This window comes from Mucilaginibacter sp. 21P (assembly GCF_019331605.1).
Taxonomy (GTDB): domain Bacteria; phylum Bacteroidota; class Bacteroidia; order Sphingobacteriales; family Sphingobacteriaceae; genus Mucilaginibacter; species Mucilaginibacter achroorhodeus.
Map to the genome: position 1 here is coordinate 3178887 of NZ_CP063061.1, position 17701 is coordinate 3196587.

The following is a 17701-nucleotide window of genomic DNA, read 5'->3' on the forward strand; positions in this document are numbered from 1 at the left end:
TAACCTGCCCCTAACATGGAGATCAAAGACCAGCAAGGTACGCCCGAACAGAAAGCCGCACTAAGAAAACTTCACAATGAAGAAGCTAAAAAGCTCAAGATCAGTGGTTATATCATAGGGGCGGTAGCCTGCATAGTGACATCTTTTCTGGTAAGGCTTAAGGCTTTCGACTTCATAGGTAATTATCATAGCTTATTAGATAACATATTGTATGCGGCTGCGCTAAGTTTTGGCATACTTATCTTATCAAGGGTTATCCAAACGCAAATAGCTAAAGGCTCATTAGAAAAAGGGTTATTGTACAACCTTATTCAGTTTACCCGGCTGGTTACATTCATTGTTATTATCTTTATTTTCATATCCTTTTTAAACGCTAACTGGTACACTGCTGCGGTATCCCTGGGTTTAATATCGCTATTGTTGGGTTTTGCCTTGCAAACGCCCATAGCATCGTTAATAGGTTGGTTTTATATTGTAATGCGTGGCCCCTTTAAAGTTGGTGACCGTATACAGGTAGGTAGCTTTAACGGCGATGTTGTTGAGATAAATTTCCTCGACACAACCCTTTGGGAATTCTCAGGCAACTTAATGACCAGCGACCTGCCAAGCGGAAGGCTGATACGTTTCCCCAATAGCCTTATTTTTCAAAACCAGGTATATAACTACTCATGGCAGCGCTACCCTTTGGTGTGGAACGAAATATCATTTTACATTACTTACAAAAGCGACCTGGATTGGGTAGAAAATGTTGTAAGGAGAACATGCCTTGATCAATTAGATAAAAAAACCAAGGAGCATGTACAGGACATGCGCGACCTGATATCAGATACACCTGTAGACGATATAGATATTAAAGAGTTTCCTTTCGTTAATTTCCGGATACACGAGAATAACTGGGTAGAGGTAGTATTGATCTATATTGTTGATCCCAAACAGTCTTCTCAATTGCGCAGCAATATTGTTAAGGCCGTAATTGCCGAACTCAACGCTAACCCCGAAAAGGTTTCTTTTGCCCCGGAAGGCAGTTGATCTTTCATAACACAGGTAAATATAAACGGGGCGGTTCAGAATTAGAATTTTCTAATACTGAATTAGAATCCTTTAATGCAGTACAAACGCATTTTACTGCCGCTTACTTTTGCCAAAAAGTTCATGAAAATTCTACTGCTCGAAGGCGACCCAAGAACGGCAACTATTATAAAAAATAGTTTGGCCGAGCATACTTATGAAGTTACTCATTTAACAGATGGTACGCTGGACGAAACCGCTGCCGCGAGCAGGAATTTTGACCTTGTTATACTTGATATTGTATTGCCCCACATAAGTGGTTTAGAACTGTGTAAACGCATCCGCAAGGAAAAGAATAAGGTGAAGATACTGATCTTAAGCGCGCTTAGCGGTGTTGAAGACAGGGTTAAAGGATTGAATTGCGGTGCCGATGATTATCTGGGAAAACCTTTCCATTTTAGTGAACTACTTGCCCGTATCGGGGCGCTTACCCGTAAGTTTGATGACGATGAGGAAACTGAGCAATCTTCATCGGTTATATCGTTGGCAGATCTGACACTTGATGTTCAGTTTAAAACGGTAACAAGGGCGGGTAAAGTTATTCCTTTAACTTTAAAGGAGTTTAAATTATTAAGCACACTTCTTTCTAATAAGAATCGCGTTTTATCCCGCGAGCACATAGCGAAAGAAGTTTGGGGCCACTGCCTCGAAAATCAAACCAACCTGATAGATGTATATATTAATTACCTGCGTACTAAAATAGATAGGGGATTTTCTAAACAGCTTATCTATACCATGATAGGTGCGGGTTACGTGATCAAAGATTAAAAACCTGATAATCGCGGTTCATAGCTGCCCTAATATAGTCAGTAATTTAATTGCGGTTACACTGTTAACTTGCAACAAAGTCGCCTTTTTATTGAATTTTAATTCTATTTTCAGCTTTAAGATTACGAAATTTCTAATCGCTATTTAATTCTAATCTAACCTTGTTCCAATACCGCCAATATAGCTTTGGTCAATGAATTTAATACCCCAATTTACCATATGAATAGATCGGTCATCAAAATTATCCTGCTGTCTACAGGGTTATTCAGTCTATCGATAAAAACATACGCCTTAGCGGCGCTACCACAAACCGAACCCGTTGCAGATACTTTAAAATTAACTATTAAAGATGCTGAGAATCGCCTGTTGCAAAACAATTTGCAATTCCTGGCTCAAAAATACAATGTAAACATCGCTGAAGCACAGGTCATTACGGCTAAGCTTTTTCCAAATCCTGATTTTAGCTTTACCAACGGTATTCATGCTACACAAGTCGCCAATGCGGCAAGCCAGCAATCTGCTACTTTATCGCAATTGATACAAACTGCGGGGAAACGCAATAACAGCATTCAACTGGCTAAAATAGGTGTAACCCAAAGTAAATACCAGCTGTTTGATCTGCTGCGTACACTTAGGTATACACTTAGAACAGACTTTTACAGCATTTACTATCAGCAGCAATCGGCCAGGGTTTACCAGGAAGAGATCAATTCGCTTGCGAAAACATTAGAAGTTTTCAAGCAGCAATATGCGGCAGGCAACATCGCTCAGAAAGAAGTGCTTCGTATTCAATCACAGCTTTATTCATTACAAGGCGAATACAGCAACTTGCTTACCAATATCGATACTACCGCATCAGAATTTAAATTGCTTATCAGGGCAAACCCGTATCAGTCTGTGGTGCCCGTTATAGATGATATGGGTATCGATCAGCAAAAGCTTGCATCAGTGCCGTATCAGCAGATGATAGATTCCGCAAACGTAAACAGGTATGATCTGAGGCTTGCAAAATCGCAGGTTGATTACAATAATATCAATCTTAAGCTGCAGAAAAGTATGGCCGTACCCGATTTTAGCTTATCTGTAAACTATGATAAGCTGGGCAGTTACGGTAACAACTTTATTGGTGCGGGTATCGAGTTTAACCTGCCGTTTTTCAACCGTAATCAGGGCGGTATAAAACAGGCCAGGTTGGCCATATCGCAAAGCCAATTGCAATTGCAATCGCAAACGGACGCTGTACAAAGCCAATTAAGCACTTATTACAGGTTGGCACAAAGGCAGGAACAGCTTTCAAACAGTATTGATCCATCTTTTGATAAGAACTTTACTCGTCTTATTAAAGGCGTTTTTGATAACTACCAGAAACGCAATATCAGTTTGCTGGAGTTTTTAGATTTCTACGATTCTTACAAGAACACCACCCTGCAGATCAATAATTTAAAGCAGGCAAGGATGGCCTCTTTAGAGCAACTTAATTACGTTACCGGAACCCCATTTTTTAATAACAAATGATCACGTTTAACACCCCTATAACTTATATGAAACAGCGTTTCAACCTGCGGGCAATGTATGTTCCTGCTGCCTTTTCACTGCTTTTATTGAGCGCTTGCACCAGCCATAAAGATAACACCGACGAACGCCAGCCCTACGTAATACCAGATTCATTGGCGCGCACACTTAAGGTTGATACGGCAACAACATCAAACGTAACCGATGCCTTGAAATTTAACGGCATGGTTGATTTTGATGCCGATAAAGTAGCCAACATTTATCCTTTGGTTAGTGGTACTGCCAGCGGTATCACCGTTATGCCGGGAGACTATGTTAAAGCAGGCCAGGTACTTGGCACCGTTAGCAGTAGCGAGATGGCTAATTTTTCTTCATCTTTAGTTAATGCCGAAGCACAGGTAACAGTAGCCAAAAAGCAACTGGATCAGCAGAAGCAACTTTATAATAGCGGCCTTGCATCGCAGGTTGATATTACAACAGCACAAGCCAACTATACTGAGGCTGAAGCAGCACTGATTGCTGCAAAACGCGTGTTAAGCGTAAATGGCAACAATACAAATGGTAAATACCTGATCAAAACACCGGTACCGGGCTTTGTAGTTCAAAAGAATGTGAACAACGGCACCAATATCCGTACGGATAATAACGCCCCTTTATTTGTGGTATCAGATCTCCAAAGTGTATGGGTGCAGGCAAACGTTTACGAGGAGAACATCAGCAAAGTACACAACGGGGATACGGCAGAAGTTTCTACAGTAGCTTACCCTGATAAAGTTTTTAAAGGTGTAGTTAATCGCGTAATGAACGTTTTAGACCCAACCACAAAGGTAATGAAGATCAGGGTGGTGCTTAATAACCCAGGGTATTTATTAAAGCCGCAAATGTTTGCAACGGTAGCTATCAATAATACTGAATCGCAACAGGCCACAACCGTAGCCAGCAGCGCTTTAATTTTTGATCATAGCCAATACTATGTGATTGTTCTGCACCCTAATAATAAACCGGAGTTGAGAGGGGTTGATGTGATCAGCATTAATGGCAGCAAGGCCTATATCCGTAGTGGTGTTAAACCTGGCGACAGGCTTGTTGCATCTGACGCGATACTGATATACGGTTCGTTAAATAGTTAATTCCCAATCTAAGTATATTCATATGAACAAGATGTTAAAGGGAATTATCGGATTTTCCCTCAAAAATAGATACCTCATTATTTCGCTTGCAGGGTTGCTTGTGGTGGTTGGTTTAATCACATTCAGTCAGATGCCGATAGAAGCCTTCCCTGACGTGACCAATACAGAGATAGACGTTATAACTCAATGGCAGGGGCAAAGTGCAGAGGAGGTTGAGAAACTGGTTACCATTCCGCTGGAGATAGCACTTAACCCTGTTCAGCAAAAGGTAAGCTTAAGATCATCAACCATATTTGGCTTAAGTTACATCAAGATCATTTTTGATGATGATGTGAAAGACCCCGCTGCCCGGGCCCAGGTGATGAACCTGTTGCAAAATGCAAATTTGCCTAATGGTGTACAACCCTCTGTGCAGCCACCGGTTGGCCCAACCGGCGAGATATTCCGGTATACGCTTAAAAGTTCTGTGCGTGATGTAAGAGAACTTAAAACCTTACAGGATTGGGTGATCGATAGAAGATTGAGAGCCATACCGGGCATAGGCGATATCAACGCGTTTGGCGGTAAAACCAAAACTTACGAGATAACAGTTGATCCTAAGAAAATAACCAATATCGGCATTACGCCGCTTGATGTTTTCACGGCTGTACAAAAAACGAATATCAACGTAGGTGGAGATATGATCGTTCAAAACCACCAGGCCTTTGCCGTACGCGGTATAGGGTTGTTAAACGACATCAACGATATCAAAAACATCATTGTAACCAATAATAATGGAGTGCCGGTTCTGGTAAAAGATGTAGCTGATGTACAAATATCTAACCTGCCAAGGCTTGGTTGGGTAGGCCGCAGCGATGCAATTGACAGCCCGGATGGTAAACGTAAGGTCGTAAATGATGATGATGCTGTTGAGGCGATCATCGTGATGCGTAAAGGCGAAAACCCAACCAAAGTAGTTGCTGCGCTTAAAAAAGAGATAGATCATCTAAATAACGATGTTTTGCCTGCTGATACCAAGATAGTTCCATACTATGACCGTACTAATCTTATCAACTATGCAACACACACCGTATTACATAACCTGATAGAAGGTATTTTATTGGTAACGCTGCTTGTATCGCTATTTATGTTTAACTGGCGCACAACGCTTATCGTATCCATCATCATACCCCTGGCGCTGTTATTCGCTTTCATCTGCCTGCATTTAATGGGTATGTCGGCCAACCTGCTTTCATTAGGCGCAGTCGATTTCGGTATCATCATAGATGGCGCCGTGGTAATGGTAGAGGGGATGTTTGTATATCTTGAACATCGATCGACATTGCTTGGCACCGAGCGGTTTAATAAACGCTTCAAATCAGGCATTATCAAGAACCAGGGTGCAATATTGGGTAAGGCTATCTTTTTTGCCAAACTTATTATCATCACTGGCCTGCTGCCAATATTTGCTTTCCAAAAGGTAGAGGGCAAACTATTTTCACCGTTAGCTTACACTTTAGGTTTTGCTTTGCTGGGTGCGCTGATAACTACGCTTACGCTTGTGCCGGTATTGATCAGTATGCTTTTGCGTAAAAATATCCATGAAAAGCACAACCCTATTGTACATGGACTTACCAAATTTATGCTTTCAGGCTATGTAAAAGCTTTTAAACGCAAAGAAATTGTGGTAACTGCATCTCTTATTGCCATGGTTGTTGGTTTGTTCTCGTTCTCTTTTTTAGGTTCGGAGTTCTTACCGGAATTGAACGAGGGTTCCATTTGGTTGAGGGTACAGTTGCCGTATAGCGTTTCGCTTGATCAGTCTGTAGCGGTATCTAAACAGGTGAGGCAGATATTAATGACCTTCCCCGAAGTAAAATATGCAGTATCGCAAACCGGCCGACCAGATAATGGTACCGATGTGGCAGGTTTCTATAATAACGAGTTTGACGTTATTATGTATCCGGAGGAGGATTGGAAATCTAAGGTCTCCAAAGAGGAACTGATAGACCAGATGCATAAGAAACTGGGAGTTATACCCGGCGCGGATCTCAACTTCTCGCAGCCTATCAGCGATAACGTGGAGGAGGCCGTTTCAGGCGTAAAAGGCTCCATCGTTGTGAAAGTTTATGGCGATTCGCTGAATTATATGGAGAACCGCGTAAATAGCATTTATAAAGTTTTGAGAACCGTTAGGGGTATCGAGGACCTCGGCGTACTTAAAAGCATTGGTTTGCCTGAGCTTGATATACACCTGGATCAGCAAAAGATGGCGCAATATGGCGTTAGTACTGCCGATGCAAACTCCGTTATAGCAATGGCAATAGGCGGGGAGGCTGCATCAACGCTTTACGAGGGCGTACGCACCTTTGATATACGCGTGAGGTTCCCGGAAGCATTCAGAAAAACACCTGACGATATTGGAAATTTACTTGTGCCCACCATGAGTGGCGCTAAAGTGTCGATCAATGAGATCGCTGAGATATCACAAAAGACCGGGCCCTGTCTTATCTTCAGGGATGGAAATGAGCGTTACGCTACGGTTAAATTTTCGGTGCGGGGCCGCGATATGGGTAGTACCATTGCCGAAGCACAGAAAAAGGTATCTAAACAGGTGCAGGTTAAACGCGGATACCGCGTAGAGTGGCAGGGCGATTTTGAGAACCAGCAGCGTGCAACAAAACGCCTTACTCAGGTTGTACCTATCAGCTTAGCGTTGATTCTGTTGCTGCTGTTCATCATGTTCGGCAACATTAAGGATGCTGCACTGGTGTTCTTAAACGTACCCTTTGCCATAGTAGGCGGTATTTTAGCTTTATTAATAACGGGCACTAACTTCAGTATATCTGCGGGTATAGGATTTATCGCGCTGTTTGGTATTTGTATCCAGGACGGTGTGCTATTGATAACAGTGTTTAAGCAAAACCTGGAGAACCTGCATATTGGAGACCAGGCTTTGTACAATGCCATTAAAATGGGGGTACACTCGCGTATCCGCCCGGTTATGATGACGGCGATGATGGCAGCAATAGGTTTATTCCCTGCGGCAATTTCACATGGTATCGGTTCAGAAAGCTCCAGGCCGTTAGCAAGGGTAGTTATAGGCGGTATCTTGTGTGCAATGATGTTTAGCCTTTGGGTGTTCCCGCTGATATTTGGCTGGGCATATCGCAAAGTTGACCCTACTACAAGATAAAGACATCTAAAGAAGTATATACCCTATCTACTATAAGTGCGAAGCTTCGATGGTTAATAGCCATCGGAGCTTTTTTAGTTTTTACCTATCCAAACTAAATTTGGCACTTGTTGTTTCTGTTTTGATTTAAACGTAAACTGCAACCCTACATCATTTATGTTACTGAATAAACAGATCTCGATCATTTACTTTCTGAAACTTATCAAATGGGATATTTTTGCCATTTTTTTATATGCCTGTCTTGTAGGTGCCTTAGATTATTTTTCCTTTTTTAAAGATCTTTCTATTCCGTTCAGTATATCTGCTATGGTAGGTACGCTGCTTTCTTTATTACTTGCGTTTAGGGTTGCACAGTCTTACGAACGCTGGTGGGAAGCGCGCATCATTTGGGGCGCTATAGTTAATGATAGCCGTACGCTAATAAGACAATTGATCCAATTTTTGCCGCAGGTCGCCGAAAAAAACAATATTGTTAAGGAATTTGCTGTGCGGCAATCAGTTTGGTGCTACGCACTTACAGAAGCGCTGAGGAAATGCCCATCAGATAAGGTTGAGCAATACATTAACGAGATAGGAAAGGATAGTCAAAATCGCCCCAATCTTTTACTAAGCATCCATGCCGAACGTTTGGCCGATGTAAGTGAGCAGTATGATCTTAATGCTAATAAACAAGTTCAATTGGATAATACCATTCAACGTCTTACCGATTCGATGGGAAAATGCGAGCGCATCAAAAACACCATATTTCCAAGGGCTTATAGCGTATTGATACATTTTTTAATATACGTGCTTACTACTATTTTCCCGTTTGGGTTAGACGATCATCATTGGATAATAGAAATTGCCCTGGCTACCGCCGTACCGGTTCTATTTATAACAATTGAAAGAACAGCAATACTGATGCAGGACCCTTTTGAGAATAAACCTACTGATACACCGATGAATGCATTATCGGCGACTATAGAGCGTAATCTTTACGAAATGTCGCGGTTACCTGCTCCTGAGCAAAAGCCCCAACCGGATACTTTTTACATGATGTAGTCTAAGCCAATAACAATACTCTTCACACAGCCATTGAACTTCAAATTCAATGGCTGTGTTTGTTTTGTTGAAACACGGCAACTTGCTAAATTGCATAACAACGATCTTAATCATTGTATCCATAAAGCTCTCAAACTCGGTAACCATCCTAAGCATATGAAAAAACGCATACTCTTCTTAATGCCGTTCATCTTAATATCAGTCAATCGATCCTTAGCGCAAAAATTAACCATCCCAATTGAAACAGCTCATAACGCAGTTGTACTTCAGGTTACTGCTAAGAATGATCTGGTTCAAGCATATTTTGGGGAAAGGCTTAATACCCCAGGTGAATACTCGCAAATAAAGGAAGCACGCACGTCAGATTATACCGGCCTTTATCAATCTGCATATACACCTTCCGGCTCACGTAATTTATTGGAACCTACTATTAGTATCCAACATGCCGATGGCAATCAATCGTTAGATCTGCGGTACTTAAGTCATAAAGTAGATAAGCTATCAGCAGATGTTACACTTACTTCAGTTGTACTTAAAGATCCTGTTTATAAGGTAGTTGTGACCCTGTATTATAAAGCTTATATAAAAGACGACGTAGTTGAACAATGGAGCGTTATTCGCCACCAGGAGAAGGGGGAGATCACCTTGCAAAAATTCGCGTCAGCAAATCTTAACCTGAGCAGCAAGGCTTATTGGTTAAGGCAATATCATGGCGATTGGGCAAAAGAAATGCGCCCGGAAGAAACTCAATTAACCCACGGTATCAAAACCCTGGATAGCAAGTTGGGTACCCGTGCTAATTTATTTATGCCATCAATGTTTATGGTATCGCTTAATAAGCCCGCTACCGAGGACGAAGGCAAAGTGATGATGGCGGCTTTGGAATGGAGCGGCAACTTCCGTACAGACCTTGAACTCGACCCGGACGATAACCTGCGCATCATATCGGGCATCAACAATTATGCATCAGCCTATAAATTAAAACCCAATGTTGATTTTACTACCCCGGCTTTTGTGTACACCTTCTCATCAAAAGGGAAGGGTGTGGCCAGCCGAAACTTGCACAACTGGGCGCGCAATTATAAATTAATGAATGGTAAAGGCGACAGGTTAACTTTGCTAAACAACTGGGAGTCTACCTATTTTGACTTTAACGAACAGAAACTTTTTGGTCTGCTTAAAGATACGAAGGCCCTTGGGGTAGATCTGTTTCTGCTTGATGATGGTTGGTTCGCCAATAAGTTTCCACGTAATGATGATCATGCCGGCTTAGGCGATTGGGAAGAAAACCGAAAGAAACTGCCTAACGGTATTGCCTCAATTGCGAGGGAAGCAGATAAAGAAGGAGTTAAGTTTGGAATATGGATAGAGCCGGAAATGGTAAACCCTAAAAGCGCACAGTACGGTAAGCACCCTGATTGGGTGATCAAACAACCAAAGCGGGATGAGTATTATTTTCGTAACCAGTTGGTGTTGGATCTTACCAACCCTGCCGTACAGGATTTTGTGTTTAAGGTTGTTGATTCATTGTTCATTAAAGATCCCAAGTTAGCTTATATCAAATGGGATTGTAACGCGGTAATTTATAATGCTTATTCGGTTCATTTAAAAAGTCAGCAATCGCAATTATATGTTGATTATGTTAGGGGCTTATATACCGTTTTACAACGTATCCGTAAGAAATACCCTGATGTACCAATGATGTTATGCTCTGGCGGGGGCGGCCGTGTCGATTATGGCGCCCTGCAATATTTTACAGAGTTTTGGCCAAGTGACAATACTGATCCTTTAGAACGGATTTACATACAATGGGAATATTCTTATTTCTACCCAGCGATAACCAGCTCCAACCACGTTACAGATTGGGGCAAGCAATCATTAAAATACCGTGTAGATGTAGCTATGATGGGTAAATTGGGTTTCGATATTGTGATAACTAAGCTTAGCCCGCAGGATATGCAACTCGCCAAAGATGCTGTTGTGAATTACAATGGCGTCAAATCTATCATCTGGCACGGAGATCAGTATCGCTTGTCTGATCCGCAAACAGATCCGGTGGCTTGTGTCATTTATGTAGATACTACTAAAGCATCAGCCGTTGTTTTCGACTATTTGGTCAGCAATCGTTATGATGCGGCACCAAGGTCACGCATGTTGCTAAAAGGGCTTGATCCGGCTAAAAACTACGCCATTAAAGAAATCAACGTTTATCCGGGTAAAAAAGGAAGATTTAATGGTGAAAGCATTTACAGTGGCGATTTTTTAATGAAGGTGGGTATCGATCCCGAAATAGACCCAAGCCGTAGTAGCGTGGTGCTTAAGATCGACGAGGCGAAATAATAATAAATGTACGGTATTAAAAAGCAAAAGACCTCCCAATTTAACGGGAGGCCTTTGCCAACTATAACTGATTACTAACACTGTTTTACTTTGATGGTCGGTTAAAACAGCATTTTTACTTATTATTTTTTTGTCGCGTCGGTAAACCTGATTTCTACAATATATGTACCTTCAAGTTTCAATTGCCACGACCATCTTGGGTTTATGGAGAAACCCACATTAGTAGGGAAATTGTCAATTTTGGCATATGTACTTGGTATACGATAGTACATTAAAAAGCCCCAATCGGTAGTTGGTGTAACATACTTTGTTAAAGGGAAAGGTGCGATCTCAAAATCACAGATCATTGCTGTATCGGTTACAATAACCGGATTAAACTTAGCGTAGTTTTCAAAAGTTGGTCTGTCGCCGCGTTTGATGATCTCGCCGGCTTTAGGGTTAAATGCACGCCCGTTTTTATCAGACATTTTTAAGATCACACGCGCGCCGTCGTTACTTATTTTTCTGCAACTGATTAATGGCGTCTTCATGGGCGTAACAGCACCTGTTACGTCGTTGAATCCGTTAGCCACGTTATCAGTAACTACAAACAGGTCATCGGTAGACGGGTCTACCACATTTATGGTAGCAAGGTCTTTGAATAGCTTGGTGCCTGTTGGGTTAGTCATTTGCACATCAAACTTATATTGACCTAACGGTAAATTTGCCGACGCTTTATTAAAAGTAAGCTGGCCGCTGGTTTCGTTGAAAGACATCGGCAGTGCATCAATCGTCTCACGCTTTTTGTTCAGCAAAGCTACAGTAGTATCCGTTTCTGCAACAAAAGATTGCCCCGTCTTAAACACTGTTATTTTGTAAGTTTTGGTGAACTCGGCCGGCGCTGCAGAACCATCAGCTTTACGCAAATTGAGTAACTTGAAGGTATAAGGCGGTGTAGAACCATCTGCATTTATGCGGTCTGACTGATAAAGTATTAATCCCCGCTTAGCGTACAGATTGTTGTCTTTGTAGCGAATGTTATCGCTTTGGAAACCGTTTTGTATTTTCTTACAGGCTGTAAGGGCAATAACCGCAGCTAATAATATGATATATCTTTTTTCATTTTTTTACGATTAAGTATACTTTTTAATTACCTAATGGCTGTGCGTTAAAGAAGAGTCTGTGATAACCATTAAGTACATGCACGATACCCGTCTTTGTGATTATGCCTGATGTTTGCACATCGGCAGACAGATCTTTTTGATTATCAGGTATAGCATCGGGGTTTGCTTCCTGGTCATCACGGGTACCCCGCACTTTTACATAGTTGACGTAATCAACATGATCAAGATAACTGTTGTAATCAAATGTGCGCCTAAATTTTATAAGATACTGCACATTTGGAATGGGGCCAAGTAAGCTGTTATACAATTTACCGGTAACAGTTATCTGATCTCGATTGATCTGCCCCTGGAACATGTATGTTTTAAGTGAATCGCTTAGCTCCTGGGCAGGTATATCTTTGATACCAAAGTCAAAGTTTTCGTCACCTGTTTGTATAGCCACCTGGTTCTTTTTGGCCGCTACGTACGGTTCTATACTGTAATTTGTAGTTGCAAAAAAGGTAATGTTACCGTTTACCACGTCTTTTAAGCCTGCCCGGTCAATCACTTTTACAAGTGAATCAAATTGCGGGTTAGATTTTAGGTAGTCATAAGTGGTCATGTTCACAAAAGCTTTACTTGTGCCGCCATCATTCTTGTAGCTATCCTTTTTACATCCGCTAAAAGCTATTATTGATATCAATACAGCCGTTAACATTATTATGGTTTTGTTATTATTCATTTTGTTTCTCTTTGTAAATTAATTCTGATGAATTAGTTAAAAAAGGGTTATTAAACCTTACCTAACCAATAAGTTGTTTGTTTAAGGAATGGGTTTTGTCTAAACAATGCAGGGTCAACCGGCCAATAGAAACCTTCCTGTCTGAAACGGCTTAATGTTAACCAGTCTACCACATCGGCATAACGGCGGGTACGAAGCAGGTCGTAAAACAAATGGCCTTCCAGATACATTTCCCGGCTGCGCTCAACAATATATTCGTCCATTACGTCACTTGCTGTTTCGCTTGCATCTACCAACGTTGGGTTAACATTATGCCTTTTTCTTGAAGCATTGATGATTGTACGCGCGGTGGCAACGTCGCCTTTGTACAAGGCTATCTCAGCTTTTAATAAAACCATATCGCTAAGGCGGAAAATAACCATGTTGTTACTCAAATAAGCATCAAGTTTTTGCGCAGGGTTGCGGTAAACCACGTTTGAATATTTTAAACAAATCGGCTTTTCAGGATTACTAACGTCAAAGTTCTTCTTGTATCTAACATCTAAAGAATCATTGTCAGCAAAGTTTTGCGATAAATAACGAGGAACTGTGAAATATCTTGGATTGGTGCCGAAGTTATTTACATATGTGTTATTTAAAAAATTTAAACCTATGCCGGAAGCTGATCCTTCGAGTGTATTTTCACTCATGTTTATCTCAAAAATGCTTTCAGATGAACGGCCGATAAAAATACTTTTGTAGTTCACCGTATCAGTTAAGGTGTAACCGCCTTTAGCAATCAAAGTATTGATAGTGGTATCAGCACTATTTACATCTGTTAAATTTGGTGAGTCACTTGCTACATTCGCCATTGTTGCTCTCCATAGATACAGATGCGCTAACAAAGCATACACTGATCCTTTATTAGCCATTACGTGTGCATCTCCTTGATCTGTGTAACCCCAGGCAAGCATATTTATGGCATTGTGGCAATCAGTTTCAATTTGCTTCATCACGTCTGCTTTTGGGGTTCTTGGCAACTGAGGTGCATTGATGGGATCGTCATAAGCCGTCAAAACTAAAGGAACATCGCCCCAAACACGTGTCATCATAAAATAGCTTAACGCACGTATAAATAGCGCCTGCCCAACTATATTGTTACGAAATGCTGTAGGGTTGTCAACATCTTTAAGTTGTGCATCCGTCATTTTAGAAACGTTTGCAATAACCACGTTTGACATTGCAATTGTTTTGTAATACAAAGTATAATTACCCAATGTATTAAGGTTGTACTGAAAAGTAAAGTCGCCGGTTTGTATGCCTTCCAACCCATCTCCATTGTATTGTATGGTGAATAAGTTTTTAGCTATGGCATCACCATACATATAGTAACGGATGTTCTTGTCCATCATGGCGGTTCTTAACAAACCGTAGTTGCCGGCAATAGCGCTGCGTGCATTTGCAGCGGTCTTCCAAAAAGCTTCCTGATAAGTAGAGTTTTTAGGCTCTTGCTCAAGTAGTTTTTTACAGGAGAATAAGCTTGTTGCTGTTAAGAGCATCAAACCTGAAATGATATATAGATTTATCTTTTTCATATAGTGTTTTTTAACGTCAGTTGAAATCTTTTTTCTCTAAATTTTACAACTAATCACTTACAACTGCAACTCAAGGCCTACTGTATATTTCTTAGGGATCGGGTAACCTGCACCGTTATATTCGCCGTATGGGTTTACAGCTTCTGCATCCGGTAATCTTTTCGATTGCTGGAACATAAACACGTTATCGGCAATAGCAAATACCTTCAATTTATTTATCTTGAGTTTTCTTAACACGTTTGGAGAAAACGTATAACCAAGGTTTACGCTCTTTACACGGAAGTAACCTCCTTTTTCAAGGAAAAAGGTTTGAGCACCTGTATAATAATAGCGATATGTACCCAAGTCATATTTAGCATACTGTGCGTTATCACCAGGATTCTTCCAGATGTTAATTTTGCTTAGATCAGGAGTTGATGTGCTTGCAAAATTATAAACAGGATTGGCGTCTGTTGAGTTGGAAAAACGATCAGATTCGAAGAGATTCAGTACATCTCTGTCGAACGTGAATGTACAAAATACCCCTAAAGACCAATTTTTGTAGGTGAAGTTATTTGTCCAACCGCCGGTGTACTTAGGGTTAGGGTCGCCACTCGGCTTTTTATCGGGGTTTATACCGTCGTTGAATATGTCAATAAAGCCATCACCATCTAAGTCCGCAAGATAAAAATCACCTGCTTGGTAGGTACCGTTGCTGTTTTTGTAAAGTTCACCGGTGTAAGGATTGACCGGTATATCGCTTGTTTTTGAAAATACTCCTTTAGTTTGATAAAGGTAGAAAGCGTTGATCGGGCTTCCAATAGAAAGGATATGCGATTTATCAAAACGGTCACCGTTCATTACCAGGTCTCTACCGCCGTTAGGCAGGCTCATGATCTGATTTTTATTGTAAGATACGTTTAACCTGGTAAACCAGCGGAAATTGCCCTGAAACGGATTGGCAGATACGGAAAGTTCCACACCGGCATTTCGTACACCTATTGAATTGGTAAGTGCATAATCATAACCTGTGGTTACAGGAAGGTTTACGCTAAAAAGCTGTAATGACGATTGCTTATTGTATACGTCAAACTGGAACGCGAATTTACCATTCTGTATCTCGATATCTGTACCAATGTTCCATTGCATCGAGCGCTCCCAGCTTAAACCCTTTTGTGCGGCACCGTTAACAAAGTTTGGGGTTATTGCGCTTACACCATTGTATGAAGTTGCGCCCGGGCCTATAACAATATTGTTATTGTCTTTGATAACATCATTGCCGGCGAATGGTACAGAGTTTACCGTATAAAGGTTGTACTGCAAGTAGTTAGATTCCGGTAAGCTACCAGAGGTACCTAAACTTGCCCTTAACTTTAACAAGGTGAAGGGATTGCTATCCCAATTCTTTAAAAACTTCTCTTCAGATATCAACCATCCTACTGATGCAGAAGGAAAGAAGCCCCACTTGTTGTTTGCACCAAAACGTGATGAACCATCAGTACGGGCGCTAACAGACAGCAGATACTTGCCATCATAATCATAAGCCAGACGCCCGTAATAAGAAAGCAAACCATATGCTTGATAATCTGATAAGCCTATGTTTTTAGATTGTTGAAAGCCTTGCACCACCTGGATATTATCAGATGCACCATTATAGCCATACGCTGAGGTATACTGGTATTGATTGTACAATATATCCTGGCCCGCAACCGCGCTAAAGTTGTGTTTGCCAAACTGATTATTGTAGTTTAAAAAGTTTGATAGTGAGATGTTTACACCATTGTCAGCAAAGCTATAAGCCGAATTACCCTGCCCGTTGTTGAGCAAAGTACCTCTGCTAAGATCTCTGCGTGCAGTATTTAATAAGTAAGAGCTTTGTGAATTTAACGTTAAATGCTTGTTTACGTTGTATGACAAGTTTAAGTTCATGGTAAGCTGGTTGCTTACGTTACGGTCGAGATTTTGGTCGTAGCCGCCCAGGTAATAAGCTTTTTTATCATCGTCGAGCGTTAGTAATGATGATGGCATATTGCCTGCACCCAAACTTATAGGGCTGCTATTGTCGCCATTACCACGGGCCCGGTCTGATCTTGAAAAAGCAAACACCGGGTTGATCATCAGCTTTTTATTTAATGCCCAACTGGTTAAATTTAAGCGGGTAGAAAGGCGTTTAAAACCAGTTGCTTTAATAATACCATCCTCGTCATAATAACCGCCGCTAAATCTATATACTGTACCGTCTGCGTTACCGCCGCTTATACTTAGGTCACCGTTTGATATTCTGCCGGTTTGGTAAAATAAATTTTGCCAATCAGTGTTGCCGTTGTAAGCGGGGTTCAAACTATCAGTTAAAATGTAAGGCAACTGTGTTTTTTGAGCGTAGTTTAACTGGCGATTAAGTACATCCAATTTTTGTCTGCGCTCTGCAGCTCCTAATGTCACATCGCGCAGTTTTGGCCTTTGAGTAATACCAGTGTAAGCGTTAATGTAGATACGAGGCTCACCACTTAAACCCTTTTTGGTAGTAATTAGGATTACGCCGTTTGCTGCTCTCGAACCGTAGATGGCCGCGGCAGAAGCATCTTTAAGAACATCGATAGATTCAATGTCATTAGGGTTAATACCTGCAAGGTAGTTTGTACCCGTACCAACGCCCGGGCCCACATACTCTTCGTTAGGTTGCGGTACACCATCAACCACGTAAAGCGGCGAATTAACCACATTGTACACGTCGTAACCACGGCTAACTAAAGAATTACCGCGGACTGATACAGTTGGTGCCACGCCAGGCTGGCCGCTAAAGTTCTGCACGTTTACGCCTGAGACACGGCCTTGCAAAAGTTGGTCAAAACTGGCCGCTGGGATCTCGGCAAGTTCTTTTGCAGAGATACTGGAGATAGCTGCAGTAGTTTTTTTTCGGGCAATTTTTTGATAACCGATGAGTACAACCTCCTTTAGTCCGGTTACATCATCCTGCAGAGTGAAATTTAGTACGGTGCGGCCTGTAACAGGTAACGATTGGCTGCCAAAACCAATCATTGTGGCAGTAACAACGGCGTTGTTTGAGCTCACCGTAAGCGAGAACTTACCTTGCGCATTTGTCACAGTTCCATTTTTTGTGCCTTTTTCCACTACGGAAACGCCCGGCAATGGCAAATTTGATTTGTCTACCACCGTTCCTGAAATCTTAGACTGCGCCAGTGATACCCTGGGTATACTTGCGAGCAGAATTAAAATAATTAGGGGGTAGTAATAGTTAGTAAAGTTTAGCTTCATAAAAAATTACGTTT

11 protein-coding genes are annotated in these 17701 nt (G+C 41.4%); 7 read left to right on the plus strand and 4 right to left on the minus strand.

What is annotated here, in order from left to right:
- Positions 1 to 15: 15 nt before the first annotated feature.
- From INP83_RS14265 to INP83_RS14295, 7 genes are all read left to right on the plus strand, one after another.
- Entirely contained in the window at positions 16 to 1029 is a 1014-nt protein-coding gene (locus INP83_RS14265) for a mechanosensitive ion channel family protein (protein ID WP_219124773.1), read from the plus strand.
- Between the two features lie 75 nt (positions 1030 to 1104).
- Positions 1105 to 1836 (plus strand): response regulator transcription factor, encoded by a 732-nt coding sequence (locus INP83_RS14270; protein ID WP_219124774.1) that lies wholly within the window; start codon positions 1105 to 1107, stop codon positions 1834 to 1836.
- A gap of 219 nt (positions 1837 to 2055) precedes the next feature.
- Positions 2056 to 3351 carry a TolC family protein gene (locus INP83_RS14275; RefSeq protein WP_219124775.1) on the plus strand — a complete coding sequence of 432 codons (1296 nt, stop codon included), beginning with the start codon at positions 2056 to 2058 and terminating at the stop codon, positions 3349 to 3351.
- A gap of 26 nt (positions 3352 to 3377) precedes the next feature.
- Positions 3378 to 4478 carry an efflux RND transporter periplasmic adaptor subunit gene (locus tag INP83_RS14280; protein WP_219124776.1) on the plus strand — a complete coding sequence of 367 codons (1101 nt, stop codon included), beginning with the start codon at positions 3378 to 3380 and terminating at the stop codon, positions 4476 to 4478.
- A 22-nt stretch (positions 4479 to 4500) separates the two neighbouring features.
- Positions 4501 to 7653, plus strand: coding sequence for an efflux RND transporter permease subunit (locus tag INP83_RS14285; protein ID WP_219124777.1), 3153 nt, complete (start codon positions 4501 to 4503; stop codon positions 7651 to 7653).
- A 156-nt stretch (positions 7654 to 7809) separates the two neighbouring features.
- Entirely contained in the window at positions 7810 to 8694 is an 885-nt protein-coding gene (locus tag INP83_RS14290; protein ID WP_219124778.1) for a bestrophin family protein, read from the plus strand.
- A 156-nt stretch (positions 8695 to 8850) separates the two neighbouring features.
- Positions 8851 to 11034, plus strand: coding sequence for an alpha-galactosidase (locus INP83_RS14295; RefSeq protein WP_219124779.1), 2184 nt, complete (start codon positions 8851 to 8853; stop codon positions 11032 to 11034).
- Positions 11035 to 11156: 122 nt separating this feature from the next.
- Here INP83_RS14295 and INP83_RS14300 read toward each other — a convergent pair whose 3' ends face one another.
- The 4 genes from INP83_RS14300 to INP83_RS14315 are packed head-to-tail and all read right to left on the minus strand — an operon-like array spanning position 11157 to position 17687.
- On the minus strand, positions 11157 to 12122 hold the full coding sequence (locus INP83_RS14300; RefSeq protein ID WP_219127692.1) for a DUF5007 domain-containing protein: 966 nt from the start codon (positions 12120 to 12122) through the stop codon (positions 11157 to 11159).
- Positions 12123 to 12159: 37 nt separating this feature from the next.
- Positions 12160 to 12858: a hypothetical protein gene (locus INP83_RS14305; protein ID WP_219124780.1), complete on the minus strand. Its 699-nt coding sequence runs from the start codon at positions 12856 to 12858 to the stop codon at positions 12160 to 12162.
- A gap of 50 nt (positions 12859 to 12908) precedes the next feature.
- Positions 12909 to 14432 (minus strand): RagB/SusD family nutrient uptake outer membrane protein, encoded by a 1524-nt coding sequence (locus INP83_RS14310; RefSeq protein WP_219124781.1) that lies wholly within the window; start codon positions 14430 to 14432, stop codon positions 12909 to 12911.
- A 57-nt stretch (positions 14433 to 14489) separates the two neighbouring features.
- Entirely contained in the window at positions 14490 to 17687 is a 3198-nt protein-coding gene (locus INP83_RS14315) for a SusC/RagA family TonB-linked outer membrane protein (protein WP_219124782.1), read from the minus strand.
- Positions 17688 to 17701 lie beyond the last annotated feature (14 nt).

What these genes read in the sequence shown, in the direction of transcription:
- INP83_RS14265 (WP_219124773.1), top strand. Translation starts at nt 16, where the DNA reads ATGGAGATCAAAGACCAGCAAGGTACGCCCGAACAGAAAGCCGCACTA.
- INP83_RS14295 (WP_219124779.1), top strand. Translation starts at nt 8,851, where the DNA reads ATGAAAAAACGCATACTCTTCTTAATGCCGTTCATCTTAATATCAGTC.
- INP83_RS14305 (WP_219124780.1), bottom strand. Translation starts at nt 12,858, where the DNA reads ATGAATAATAACAAAACCATAATAATGTTAACGGCTGTATTGATATCA.
- INP83_RS14275 (WP_219124775.1), top strand. Translation starts at nt 2,056, where the DNA reads ATGAATAGATCGGTCATCAAAATTATCCTGCTGTCTACAGGGTTATTC.
- INP83_RS14285 (WP_219124777.1), top strand. Translation starts at nt 4,501, where the DNA reads ATGAACAAGATGTTAAAGGGAATTATCGGATTTTCCCTCAAAAATAGA.
- INP83_RS14270 (WP_219124774.1), top strand. Translation starts at nt 1,105, where the DNA reads ATGCAGTACAAACGCATTTTACTGCCGCTTACTTTTGCCAAAAAGTTC.
- INP83_RS14310 (WP_219124781.1), bottom strand. Translation starts at nt 14,432, where the DNA reads ATGAAAAAGATAAATCTATATATCATTTCAGGTTTGATGCTCTTAACA.
- INP83_RS14290 (WP_219124778.1), top strand. Translation starts at nt 7,810, where the DNA reads ATGTTACTGAATAAACAGATCTCGATCATTTACTTTCTGAAACTTATC.
- INP83_RS14315 (WP_219124782.1), bottom strand. Translation starts at nt 17,687, where the DNA reads ATGAAGCTAAACTTTACTAACTATTACTACCCCCTAATTATTTTAATT.
- INP83_RS14280 (WP_219124776.1), top strand. Translation starts at nt 3,378, where the DNA reads ATGAAACAGCGTTTCAACCTGCGGGCAATGTATGTTCCTGCTGCCTTT.